This is a genomic window from Ruminiclostridium sufflavum DSM 19573, from assembly GCF_003208175.1.
Taxonomy (GTDB): Bacteria; Bacillota; Clostridia; order Acetivibrionales; family DSM-1351; genus Ruminiclostridium; species Ruminiclostridium sufflavum.
In genome coordinates this window covers 32,451-45,535 of record NZ_QKMR01000013.1, presented here as the reverse complement: position 1 = coordinate 45,535, position 13,085 = coordinate 32,451, and the positions used below count along the sequence as shown (strand labels likewise).

Annotated in this window: 8 protein-coding genes and 1 tRNA gene; 1 reads left to right on the top strand and 8 read right to left on the bottom strand. The window is 37.0% G+C overall.

Translation table 11 applies throughout. The annotated features are described in order from the left end of the window. Positions 1-115: 115 nt before the first annotated feature. The 8 genes from LY28_RS11370 to LY28_RS11335 all read right to left on the bottom strand — a co-directional run bounded on the left by LY28_RS11370 (position 116) and on the right by LY28_RS11335 (position 11,892). Positions 116-3,169: an Ig-like domain-containing domain gene (locus tag LY28_RS11370; RefSeq protein ID WP_165835551.1), complete on the bottom strand. Its 3,054-nt coding sequence runs from the start codon at positions 3,167-3,169 to the stop codon at positions 116-118. Between the two features lie 321 nt (positions 3,170-3,490). After that, positions 3,491-6,517, bottom strand: a complete 3,027-nt coding sequence (locus tag LY28_RS11365; protein ID WP_110462315.1) for an Ig-like domain-containing domain — start codon at positions 6,515-6,517, stop codon at positions 3,491-3,493. A 581-nt stretch (positions 6,518-7,098) separates the two neighbouring features. Continuing rightward, entirely contained in the window at positions 7,099-8,217 is a 1,119-nt protein-coding gene (gene glgD / locus LY28_RS11360; RefSeq protein WP_110462314.1) for a glucose-1-phosphate adenylyltransferase subunit GlgD, read from the bottom strand. Beyond that, positions 8,214-9,494 (bottom strand): glucose-1-phosphate adenylyltransferase, encoded by a 1,281-nt coding sequence (locus tag LY28_RS11355; RefSeq protein WP_110462313.1) that lies wholly within the window; start codon positions 9,492-9,494, stop codon positions 8,214-8,216. Before LY28_RS11355 ends, glgD begins: the two co-directional genes overlap by 4 nt. 285 nt (positions 9,495-9,779) lie before the next feature. Continuing rightward, positions 9,780-10,142 (bottom strand): hypothetical protein, encoded by a 363-nt coding sequence (locus LY28_RS11350; protein WP_422785005.1) that lies wholly within the window; start codon positions 10,140-10,142, stop codon positions 9,780-9,782. A 130-nt stretch (positions 10,143-10,272) separates the two neighbouring features. Continuing rightward, a complete protein-coding gene (gene murI, locus LY28_RS11345; protein ID WP_110462312.1) occupies positions 10,273-11,055 on the bottom strand; it encodes a glutamate racemase in 783 nt (260 codons plus the stop codon). A 105-nt stretch (positions 11,056-11,160) separates the two neighbouring features. Then, positions 11,161-11,553, bottom strand: coding sequence for a hypothetical protein (locus tag LY28_RS11340; protein ID WP_110462311.1), 393 nt, complete (start codon positions 11,551-11,553; stop codon positions 11,161-11,163). 263 nt (positions 11,554-11,816) lie between these two features. Beyond that, a tRNA-Pro gene (locus LY28_RS11335) sits at positions 11,817-11,892 on the bottom strand. 442 nt (positions 11,893-12,334) lie between these two features. On the opposite strand from LY28_RS11335, the gene LY28_RS11330 reads away from it, so the two are divergent. Then, positions 12,335-13,054: a tRNA 2-thiocytidine biosynthesis TtcA family protein gene (locus LY28_RS11330; protein ID WP_110462394.1), complete on the top strand. Its 720-nt coding sequence runs from the start codon at positions 12,335-12,337 to the stop codon at positions 13,052-13,054. Positions 13,055-13,085 lie beyond the last annotated feature (31 nt).

The following is a 13,085-nucleotide window of genomic DNA, read 5'->3' as shown; positions in this document are numbered from 1 at the left end:
ACGTAAGATTTTATCATTTGTTTTAATAATATCATATTTTTTATAAATTTTATATAAAAAAGCTGAGACAAAAGTCTCAGCTTTTTTTGATAAATAAGACTGCCTTGTTATTATTTTACTTATCAGCTATATCTCTTATTGTCCATGTTGAACCTGAAGCAAGTACATTACCTTCCGAATCAGAAACATTATAAACTTGAGTTACAGATGTTCTAGCTGGAGTATTGTCTTCTTTAGCTTTTATTGACAAAACAAACTTGTTACCAGCAGCTTTTGTAATTTCTTTTATAGTGTATCCATCAACTGTAAATGAAAGCTTTGACATTGAAGCATAATCCATATCTTCAGTGAAAGTAATTGATACTAAAGCAGTGGAATCCTTATCTAACTTATCATAATTGTCTGTTGGGTCAATATCGTTATTATTTTTATCTTTATAACTGTAGATAACAACCTCAGGAGTTTCATCATCGTCGCCCTTGAATTTAATCTTTGATATCTCTGGTGCAGTTTTGTCTTCAACAGCTATTGTTAAGTCCTTACCTAATAGAGTACCAGAAGTTGATTTAGATGCTGTTTTATCCTTGTTTGACTTTAATGCTACTGGTACTTTCACCTTAAGGTCATCAGTAAAGGTAGCATCAGTATTAACATCCTTATCAAGAACAAATACTATCTCTGTATTCCCATCATCATTAACAGTTTGTGATTCTACTGAAGCTATTCTGACAGCACCAGAAGTAGTAGTAACAGCACCATCTAAACCTATCTCAATATCAGGATTACTAAATGTGTCTAACTTTGTGTTAAATACAAGTTTAATTTTATTTGCTTCAATCAATTCTGCAGACTTAAAGTTTACTGCTTCTACACCGATTTTTTCCAATAGAACAGAATCAACTTTTCCAAACAATCTCTTGTTTGCTAAATCCATAATTGGAGCAATTTTAACATCAGGATCTATAACTTCTTCATCTGCTTTAGTTTTTCCATATAAGTCTAAAAGAACTATTTTATCTGATATCTTGCTTATCTTATCATCATCACTCAAATCACGCCATGCAGCACCATTTTTTTGTTTAACCATATAGTTTGCCTTGTCTAGCATCTGAGCTTCATTCATTGGCTCGCTGAATTTTAGATAAATCTTTCCATCAGCTTGAACAACATAACAATCTTCTGCTTTTATTTCAGGTGCTGTATTATCACCAGTAGTAAATGTTGTTACATAATCATTTTCCATTTTATTTCCTACAGCATCTTCTATTGCCTTTTTAACAACTACTTCATATTCAGTATTATCATCTAATTTCCCTGGTACATTCAGCTTAACAACTTTCTTATTGTTATCTACAGGATATTCAATTGTAAAGTAAACTGTTTTACCATCCTTTACTGATTTGAATGTATAGTTTGCTGATTTCTTAACAGTTTCTTCTTTCAACTCTTCATTGAAAGTTAATTTAACTGATAAATTCTTATCAACATTTTTTGATGAAACTGTAGGACCAGTTACGTCTACAACTACAGTAGCTGTAAGTGTTTGATCTGGAACCTTAATTCCATACCCGTCAATAAGCTTATTAGAATCAGTATCACTATTCACTAGGTATAGGTTAATATTTCCAGCTGGTACAGGATTTTTAGTATCAAATTTAAATTCAATTTCATCAACATATTTACTTTCAGTGCTTACTACATTAGATTGGTAGTTTGCAGCATTCTTTGTTGAATGGAACAAACGAAGATCTGCAGCTTTAACTGGCTTTGAGAATCCTAGTTTAACTGAGTATGGCTTAGCTTCTTTTACAGTAACAACAGATACGGAAGTATCTTTCACGTAGTTAAATGTATGTTCGCCCTTAAATACTTTATACCCAGCATAATCCTGTATTGAGTTAGTCTCGTTAAGACCACGATCATTTACTGTAACAGTAACCGGTCCCTCTATTAACTTAGTTCCAACTTCCAAGTTGATAACATCCAAACTTAATTCAGCCTTCTGAACATAATATGTATATGTTCCGCTCTTAACTGCAAAATTCCCATTTGTTAATGTTTTGCTATCCAAGAGACCTTCATAAACTGGCTCTGAAAAAGTAATTTTTATATTCTTCTCACCAGTTGCTTTAACCTCTTTAACTGTAGGTAATAATCCATCCTGTACTTCTATTTCAACTTCTTTATCTGCACCTAATGTTTTTTCATTAACTGCTTTAATGTCTTTGTCAATTATAACCTTTGCTTTACTTGCATTTGTCAAGCAATCTAATACAGCGTTATCCAAAGTTATAGTAACCGTCTTCTTGTCATCACCTAATACACAGCTGTCTTCAGTAAGAGTTTTTTCAGTTTCGCCCTTATCTTTGATTGTATAGGAATCCTTATCCTCAGCTGAATCTTCATCCATTTCCTGGTTGAATACAACTTCTAGCTGCTTATTATTTAAAGCTTTTACTGATACAACTTCCAAGTCTTCAGTAACAGGTGCTGCTATCAAACCTAACTTTTCAGCTTTAGCCTTCAACTCAGCATTGTCACCAACGATGTCAGTGATAACTGTTGTTCCGCTTGCCTTTTCAGCAGTAAGAACACCATACATCATACCAACTGCATCATCTCTTGTTAAATCTCCGGTTATAGTAGCTGAAACCTTGCTTCCTTCTGTTTCTGCGAGCTCAGCAACTGATACCTTGTAATCTGCAACCTTGTATCCCATTTGCTTAAGCATAAATGTAGCGAATCTTGCAGCTGTAACAGTATCCTTAGCGCCTACAAAGAATTTTCCATCCTTTGTTGAACCGCTTAAAATACCATTTACTGCTGAGTATGCAACTACATTCTTTGCATAATCTGAAATACTTGCAGCATCATCAAATTTAGCTAATCCTTCAGATACTTCGTCATCTGATAAAGCACTTGCAGTATCATAGTATCCGAATAATTTTGCTAAAAATATTAATGAATCCTGTGTAGTCAATGCATTTTCCAAACCTACTGCAGGATCTTTTTCATCTTGACCTGCATAAAGACCAAGATCTTTTAATGTTGCAGCCTTATCAGCATTTGCTACTGTAGCTGTGGCATCAGCTGCGAATACAGCAGTCATAGAAGTAAGCACTAAAGCTACTGCTAAGATAGCCGCGGTTAACTTTCTGAGATTTCTCATGTTCTCAAATCCTCCTTGTGTATTTTGTATCGGGTGGGCTATGTAAATCCAGAGCAGGCTACGCCTCATCCCACGTATAGCCCAACTCGTAAAACCAACTTTTCAAGAATCAGTATCTTCAGCAGAAAGGCTTTGGCTAAATTTACCTATCTTGATTCATTAGTTATTATATCACCCGTATTTTTCGCAGTCAACAAGCCCTTTTTAAGTGTAAAGAATTTGTAATAGAACTGCAACAAAGCAGGCTGTGCTAAACACGCCTGCTTTGCTGCATTCATACTATATTGTTTTATTGTTTTAATTATTTTTTACCGGTATTATTTATCTTACTGTCCATGTTGAACCTGATGCAAATACATTTCCTGCGTCATCTGTAATATTGAATACCTGAGTTACAGAGGTTCTCTTCGCCGTATTGTTTGCATCTGCCTTCACGCTTAATACTACCACGCTTGCATCGTCTGCATTCGATATTCCTGTCACAGTGTAGCCTTTAACATTGAATGTCAGTGTTGACAGAGTAGCTGTCTTGATTGCTTCACTGAACTTGATTGATATTGTTCCTTCTGTTCCTTTATCAACCTTGTTGTTCGCTTCATATAAAGGCGTTCCTGCATCCAGCTTGACTGATGCAACCTTGTCGGTATTGCTGTTTGCGTCATGGTCAAAGGTTACTATTTCAGGAGCTGTTTTATCCTCAATTGCGATATTCTGCTGATTTGCACCCAATACTGTACCCGAAATGGATTCTGATTCTGTATCTGCTGCAGTTTTCGCTGTTACAGCCGCTCCTTCATACTTAACGTTTGTCTCTAAGTCCTTGTCAAGGATTAAGATTATTTCTGTATTTCCGTCATCATTGGTTACCATTGACTCTACGGACTGTGTTCTGATTGCTCCTTCTGTAACACCTGTAAATACGATATCTGTGTTGCTGAATGCGCTTAACTGAGTATTGAAGGTTACCTTAACCTTGTTCTTGCTGATTAATTCGGCGCTTGTAACCTTTACTGCCTCAACGCCTATATTTGCAACTATACTTGAATCAACTGAACCGTTTATTCTCTTTCCTGCCAAGTCCATGATTGGTGCGACCTTTACATCAGGAGTAACGCCTTCTGCAATTTTAGCATCCAAATCAATAAGAATCTTTCTGTCAGATATCTTTGTTATCTTATCAACATCACTGTCAAGTGCAACAAAGCCTTTGCCGTTTTTGATGTCAACCATATAGTTGTCCAGGTCAAGCATCTGAGCTTCATTCATTGCTTCACTGAAGGTGATATAAATCTTGCCGTCTGCATTTACCGCATAGCAGCTTGTATCATTTCCTGCATCGTCACCTGTACCGTCCTTTACATAGGGAGTTGTATTATCACCGGTTGTAAAAGTGTAGACAATATTTTTATCTGTTTCATTTCCTGATTCGTCTTCAGCTTTCAATACAGTTACCTCATACTCTGTGTTGTCTTCCAAATAAGAGGTTGGTGTTAATCTTACTGTATATTCATCATCAGCAGCATTTTCATATTCTGCGTTGAAATATACTGTGTCTCCGTCTGATACCTTCTTGAACGTATAGTTCTCTTCATCCTCTGCTTCACTTTTATCAAGCTCTTCATCAAATGTTAGGGTAACATACTTGTTTGTATCAAAGCTGGAGCTTGAAAGTGAAGGTGCGGTTACATCAACTACAACCTCTGCTGTAAGAGTCTGATCCGGAACCTTGACTCCGTATCCGTCTACCAGCTTGTAGCTGTCCTCGTCATCACTGTTTACCAAGAAGAACTTAACATTTCCCGCAGGCACTCTTGAAGCGTCTGCATATGTGAAGGTTATTGAATCAACGTACTTGCCGTTTGTACTAGCTGTTGAAAGATATGCCGCCGCACCTTTTACAGAGTGATACAGCTTGATATCTGTTCCCTTAACCGGCTTTGAGAAGGACAGCTTAACAGATGTCGGCTTAGCTTCACTTACTGTAACAACTGCTACTGAAGTGTCCTTTACATAATCAAAGGTTGTGTTGCTCTTGAATACCTTGTAGTCTGCATAGTCTCTTATTGCTCCCTCTGCGGTAACTCCGGCTTCATTTACTGTAACAACAACAGGACCTTCAATCAGCTTGGTTCCCAGAGTTAAGTTTATAACATTGTTGTTTAATTCCGCCTTCTGAACATAATATTGATATGTTCCGCTCATTACCTTGAAGTTTGAGTTGCTAAGAGCTGCGGCTGATCCGCCGTATACAGGCTCTGAGAAGGTCAGCTTAATATTGTATTCCCCTGTAGCCTCTGCTTTTACAACACTTGGAATGATTCCGTCCTCTACTGCTATATCACTGATTGTTATTTCCTTGGCAAGCTTTTTGCCGTTTGCCGCTTTTATATCCTTATTTACTACTACCTTTGCTTTGCTTGAGTTTGTCAGCTTGTCTGTAACAGCATTGTCAAGCGTAATAGTAACTGTTTTCCCGTCAGCACCCAATACTGCACTGTCAGCACCGAGAGTCATTGCTGAGGTGGAACCGTTGTTGTATATCTTATAGAAGTTCTCATTTTCAGCTGAATCTTCATTCATGGCCTGGTTAAATACAACCTCTATCTGCTTTGTGTTCAAGGCCTTTATTGATTCAACAGCTACCTCTGCTGTAACAGGAGCAGCTATCAAGCCTGCCTTTTCCGCAGCTTCTTTGATTTCAGGCTTTGATTCCACTATCTTTTCGATAATAGTTGCCAATCCGTTTTCATACTCTGCTTTTAGAGCCCCATACATGATTCCTACCGCATGGTCTCTGAGAAGTCCTTGCTTTTCATATGCAAGATATGCCGCAATCCCTTCCGCGCCTTCAACCTCTGACAGCTGGTCTATTGCATCATACCAGTGTTCAACGTCAAAGCCCATCTGCTTGAGTATTAATGTTGCAAACTGTCCGCCCTTAAGATTTTCTCCGTCATTAAGGTACAAGCCGTTTGCTTCAACTGAGCCTGACATTATTCCCTGTTCTACCAGATATGCCAGTCTCTTTTTTGCTGATGTTGATACTGTTGCCGCATCCTTGAAATTCTTCAGCACTGCGTTCGCCTGAGCGTCAGTCATTGCCATTGCAGCATCGTCCATGTTAAACAGCTTTGTTAACAGTATTGCTCCCTGTCCTCTTGTCAATCCTGCTTCAAGAGCCGGATCAAAGGTATCAGTGCTTATTCCTGCATACAAGTCCAATGTGTTAAGAACAATTGCCTTGTCGCCGTTTGCCGGAGTTATTGTGTCTGCGAATGCCGGAACCATACTGGTTACTGTCATTGCAAGAGCAACCGCAACAGCAGAAATCTTCTTAAAATTTCTCATTTAATATCCCCCTTAGGTTTTTTACTGACCGTTAATTTTTACTGAGGAGAAAGGTCATGATTTTTCCTCAGTGTTAGGAATTAGAGATCAAGATGTTTCTTTGTAACACCTTGATTACATGAGTAATTATATCACCGGGCTTTTTAAGTAGTCAACATAATATAGAAGTTGTAAACTACTTGTAACCCTTGTGTAATGGACTTTTTTGCACATGCAGGTTCATTATGGTAAACTTAATTTCTTAAATATTACAGCCTTTCGCATATAAAAAAACCACTCGAAATAATATGCACTTCAAGTGGTTTCCCTTGTATTAAATTGATTAATAAAAATATTTCGGAAGCTTTCAGAACGAATCGCTTCTCGTACCGGTTGATTTGTCTATTCCCTTATTATCCTTATGCTTGCAGGAATACTATAAATCAGCAAATCTTGAGCCTTGCAAATTAACAAATAATTCTGACTTGTTATCGATTATACTATCTCAAAACCTAATAATTTTTATGCAATGAATAGCATACGTACAAAATCAACTATTGCAGGTCAAATTTAATTTATTTATGCTTTTATAGAATTTTATTCTATACCATTACATTTTTCCCTATTATAATGGGCCAGGTTTCCTCGCCTTTCAAGCATCTGCCCTTTGTAAGAATAACATTCTTGTCTAATATGGCATGGCTTAATGCAGAATTTTCTTCCACGATACTTTCCTGCATAACTATACTATCCTTAACAACCGCGCCCTTTTTTACAGTAACACCTCTGAACAAAACACTGTTTTCAACCGTTCCCTCAATAATACATCCATCTGCAACTATTGAATTTCTAACCTCTGCCTCTTCATTGAACTTAGCCGGAGCTTCATCCTTTACCTTTGTATATACCTTGGAGGAGCCCAGCAGCTCATTACTCACATCAGGTCTCAAAAGCTCCATATTACATCTGTAATACATTTGAACCGAAGATATGCTTCTCCAATAGCCATTAAATTTATACCCGCATATTTTCAGCTTGTGCAGCATTTTGACTATTATATCCAAAACAAAGTCATAATAACCGTGTGCAACACACTCTTCCAATAAGGATATAAGCAATTCTCTTTTAATAATATAAGTCCCCAAAGATCCAAACAAGGAATTAGGATGTATGGGCTTTTCCTGAAAGTCTATAACCCTCTGCTCTGAATCCACCTGCAAAATACCCATATTGGATACTTCATCTATTGGAATATCATTCATCTCCCTGTATGCAATAGTTATATCAGCCTCTGTCTCCTTGTGCTGCCTCAGCATATCGTCAAAGGTTGTGGTATATATACAGTTCCCCTGTGAAATAAGCACATACTCTTCATTACTTCTTTTCAAAAAAGTTAAATTATTGTACATTGAGTCAGCTGTTCCCCTATACCAGCCGGAATTGTCATCTGAAAGAAATGGAGGAAAAATAAATAATCCGTCAGTTTTTCTATCCAAATCCCATTCTTTACCCGAACCCAAGTGATCCATCATGGATCTGAAGCTGTATTGAGTTATTACTCCTACATTTGTAATACCTGAATTCACCATGTTTGATAATACAAAATCTATAGCTCTGTATTTACCTCCAACAGGAACTGCAGGACTGGATCTCATTGTTGAAAGCTCTTTAAGCTTTGTGCTTCTTCCACCTGATAATATTATTCCCATTACATTTTTCATTCAGTAACACCACCTTTGAATACGCTTTTTCCTGATACAATATTTAGTGAATCAAAGTCTTCTGAACTCACACCTGCATCTATCATTACATTTTTGCCTATAATTACTCCGTCAGGTATATTGGCTTCTTCCCCGACAACCGTTATACCCGAATTATATATCCCGGGCTTATACTCATTTTGTATATCCTCACCTTCACCAAGCTTTGAATCTGCTCCAACTGCAACAAATTCACTTATAATACATTTCTTAATCGAAGTATTCCTGCTTATTTTTGAGTTGGACATTATTATGGAATCTTCAATAACAACATCCTCTTCAACAACAACTCCGGGAAACAGTATTGAGTTTATCACTGTACCATATATCGTACAGCCTTCAGCAATCATAGACTTCTTGACACAAGCTGTAGAACCTATGTAATGCGCCGGTTTTACCGGATTGGGTGTGTATATCTTCCATTCTGCATCAAATAAATTGAATGGAGGAATTCGACCTACCAGATCCATATTAGATTCCCAAAACGCCTGAATTGTACCGACATCCCTCCAATAGCCTTCAAATTGGTATGCCCACATGCTTTTACCGTCATTAAGCATTGCAGGAATAATATTCTTGCCAAAGTCACTTTCAGAGTCTGGGCATTCATCATCCTTTATTAAGTACTCTCTGAGTGTTTTCCAATTAAATATGTACACCCCCATTGAGGCAAGAGTACTCTTGGGATTTTTAGGCTTTTCCTCAAACTCATAAATATTTCCGTTCTCATGGCAATTCATGATACCGTATCGGCTGGCTTCTTCATAGGGTACATTTATAACCGATATAGTAGCATCGGCATTATTCTCCTTATGAAAATCCAGCATCTTTGAATAGTCCATTTTGTAGATATGATCCCCGGATAAAATAATGACATACTCAGGAGAATACCTGTCTATATAATGAATATTCTGAAAAACAGCATTGGCAGTTCCCTTGAACCATTCACCGCTTTCAGCTTTCAAGTAGGGAGACAGTATTGTTACTCCCCCGTCTATTCTATCCATATCCCAAGGCTTGCCTATTCCAATGTGCGAATTAAGCTTTAGCGGCTGGTACTGTGTCAATACTCCAACAGTATCAATTCCAGAATTTATACAGTTACTTAACGAAAAATCAATTATTCTATATTTACCACCGTAAAGGACAGCCGGCTTTGCCACACTTTTTGTGAGAACACCTAATCTGCTGCCCTGCCCTCCAGCAAGTAATAATGCTATCATTTCTTTTTTAATCATTGCATCAACTCCCGGTATAGTCATTTAATAAAGAAAAGTAAAGCTGCTCACATTCATTTTATACAAATAATTCTACATAAATCATACTTTTCCCTTTTTTATGAATAAATTATACTAATAAAAGTTAATAATAGCAAACGACAAAAGTTAACAAACCGACATTTTATTATGCCAAAAAAAGCTAAAGCCTTCTATTATTCGAGGCTCTAGCTTTTTCCAATTTATTATAATATTTATAATTTGCACCTGTTCTGGTTGATGAAAAGAATCCTTACAGGCGTATTGCTAAATCGCACTGTGAGTAAAGCATGCGATACTGCACACAGGAATATCAGTGACAGACCCTACTGTTCCTATAGGATTTCCGTTATTCATATTTGAATTTCCTCCCATGCAGCCCATCCCGCTTGCATATGGCGTTCCGCTACATGCATTTCCAATAGCACAGCCGGGTGCAGGACCTATCTGAGTAATTAATTTTACAAAACATTCATTTACCCCCAGAAGCACCCCTGTAAATCCGCATCCTGACATACCTCCGCTGGTTGTAAATATAGTAACTGTCTGGCCAATATATTTTTTCATCGCACAAACAAGGTCACCGTTTAGTGAAAGGCCCTCGCCATAACAGCAATGTTCATCTGACATAATCCCCCGCTCCTTCCGAATCATAAACTAGTATTTTGATACAATACATTTTATGTCAACGGGTTATTACATGTTACAGAATTCTAAAAATTTAATTTTTCCAAATATATATTAAGCTTTAACCTTCCTATCAGAGCTCTGTTATAATTCTGTTAAATATATTTAACCTTTGTGGGTTGTCTACAGGCTTTCCTGAATCAAAATACTTTATTTTGCCACTGTCCTTCTGAGTATTCAGAATATTTTTCTCCTCAAGCAAATGATTTAAATATTTAACTGTTCCTGAACTCCCGTCTATAATATCAATATATTCAGGAAGTACCTCCTTAAATACCTTCTTGTATAATGGAAAGTGCGTGCATCCTAAGACGAATGTTTTATAACTGCTGATATCATAAGCTGATAATTTATTTTTTATTACAGGAATAACCTTATCATGGTCAAAAACCATCTGCTCAGCCAGCTCAACCAATTCAGGAAATGCAAGATAGTCAACAACATGCTCCGTATCCACTCTTTGAACCAAGTTATGAAATTTCTCCTCACGTAAAGTCAAGGGCGTTGCCAAAACAAGTACTCTTTTACCGTTGCCGTTCTGAACTGCCGGCTTTACTGCCGGCTCCATACCTACTATAGGAAAAGGATACATACTGCGAAGGTCCCTGACCGCAATACTTGTGGCAGTATTACATGCCACAACAAGTGCCTTTATTCCCTGCCTTACCAAAAACTCCACCGCTTCAAATATATAGGACCGAACTTCTCCCTTGGTCTTAGTACCATATGGAACATGCTCAATATCCGCATAATACAGATAATTTTCATTGGGAAGCTGCTTAAGGGCTTCAGAAAGAACTGTAATCCCACCGAATCCAGAATCCAAAAAACCTATGCTGTTGCCGCTGGTATTCATAGAACCTCTTCTCCTTTGTTAATTATAAACTTTTATCGGCTAAAAACGATTTTCATCGTCTTGCCGCCATAGGTCTATTGCTTGAATTTTCCAACCAAAATTCGCCTATCTTCGAACGCCTCTTGATATTCTTGCCATTATGGCAAATATTACCCAACAAACTCCGCAATAAACAACTGATGGCAAAAAGTATATAAAGTACATTAAGCCTTGAAACATATTGGAAAAGCTGCTGCTGCCATAATAGCTGTATAGGGAAACACCAAGAGAATAAATCGCTGAAAGAATCAGGCTCACCGGTACAACAATCAAAGTTTCCCGATCGCAAAATCTTCTGTAAAGCAAAAGCAATATCAGAGGAAATAAAACGGCGGTAATACCAAAAACAATATAAATTCCCGTCATAGGAAGCTTCAATCTCACTATGGCTGCCAATATGACAATTGTAATTATAGCTTCAAGGACACTCAATCCTAACGCTTTTAAAAAATTTCTCATTTATTTACTCCATCAAAGAGCTTTATTCAACTGTCATATATTATATAATATTAGGTAAGATGTATCAAATTTTTTTATCGTAGCCCATATCCTATCAGACAGAATACTTGCCTTCTATAATTACCGGAAGCAGAAATAATTCTCCTTATTTTCGTACAAAATTCAAAAGAACACCGGATTTGAAAATTTCACTTCAAATCCAGTGTTCTTTTTCTCGTTTAAATACCAAAAAGCCTGATAAAATCAGGCTTTTTGGACAAATCTGGTCGGAGTGAGAGGACTTGAACCTCCAGCATCTTGGTCCCAAACCAAGCGCGCTGCCAATTGCGCTACACCCCGTTAAGATATTACTTGCTATTCTTCAATAATTGTACTCCTTTGAGCCTAGAAACCGCAAGTGCAAATGTATTGTACTATAGCCTTAATATATTAGCAATCTTTATTTTGTATTTAATTTTAAATTTATCTTTAAATTTCTTTATAATTCTTTGATTTTCATCCATTTATTACTAGACTCAACTATCAGCTAAAGCATCCTCTCAACAATTTCAGCAGCACTGCCGAAACGTAGAGAAACCAACTCCCATTTTCTTACATTTCATTTTTGCCATGTATATGTAACACAATTGAAATCTTATATGACTTGATACATTATTGCAGTTTTTCTATAATAAAAAAAAGCTATATTTTAATTATAATATTTTGTTTTAATATATTCGGATATCCGGATTGTACAATTTATACAGCAGGCATCAATTTTCTGGCTCGGCTTTTGAAAGGAGTGATGAATATACAGCGTATTATAGGGCAGGTAAGAAGAGCCATTCAAGACTATAACATGATAGAAGAAGGTGACAAAATTGCAGTAGGTGTCAGCGGCGGAAAAGACAGCATGACTTTGCTTATTGCCTTGCAGCAGCTGCAGAGATTTTTCCCGAAAAAGTTTGAGCTTGAAGCAATCAGCCTTACCATGGGTATCGGAAATGAGGACTTTACTCCAATTGCGGAATACTTCCGCCAGATAGGCATTAATTACACTATTGAAGAAACAATAATCGGCAAAATTGTTTTTGAAATACGGCAGGAGCATAACCCTTGCTCGATGTGTGCAAATCTTAGGAGAGGCGCTTTACATAATTCTGCAAAGAGGCTGGGCTGCAATAAGGTAGCCCTTGGGCATCATAGAGATGATGCAATTGAAACTTTATTGCTTAGCACCTTTTATGAAGGCAGGATACATACATTTTCTCCTGTAACCTATCTTAGCAAAAAAGATTTATACCTAATCAGACCTCTTATTTACACTGAAGAAAGTGAAATTAAGGATATTGTGAAATCCGGACAGCTTCCCATTGTAAAAAGTCCATGTAAATTTGATGGAAACACAAAACGCCAGTACATCAAGGATTTGATTCATGAACTTCAAAAGGAAAAGAGCGATATAAAGAGCAATCTTTTTGGCGCAATCAAACGCTCTGAGATTGATGGATGGCATGAATAAATATGAGTTTATTATTTATGGCTAATAATTT

Coding starts and splice junctions, on each gene's coding strand:
- LY28_RS11340 (WP_110462311.1), bottom strand. CDS start 11,553: ATGAGAAATTTTTTAAAAGCGTTAGGATTGAGTGTCCTTGAAGCTATA.
- LY28_RS11365 (WP_110462315.1), bottom strand. CDS start 6,517: ATGAGAAATTTTAAGAAGATTTCTGCTGTTGCGGTTGCTCTTGCAATG.
- LY28_RS11370 (WP_165835551.1), bottom strand. CDS start 3,169: ATGAGAAATCTCAGAAAGTTAACCGCGGCTATCTTAGCAGTAGCTTTA.
- LY28_RS11350 (WP_422785005.1), bottom strand. CDS start 10,142: ATGTCAGATGAACATTGCTGTTATGGCGAGGGCCTTTCACTAAACGGT.
- murI (WP_110462312.1), bottom strand. CDS start 11,055: ATGAATACCAGCGGCAACAGCATAGGTTTTTTGGATTCTGGATTCGGT.
- LY28_RS11355 (WP_110462313.1), bottom strand. CDS start 9,494: ATGATTAAAAAAGAAATGATAGCATTATTACTTGCTGGAGGGCAGGGC.
- glgD (WP_110462314.1), bottom strand. CDS start 8,217: ATGAAAAATGTAATGGGAATAATATTATCAGGTGGAAGAAGCACAAAG.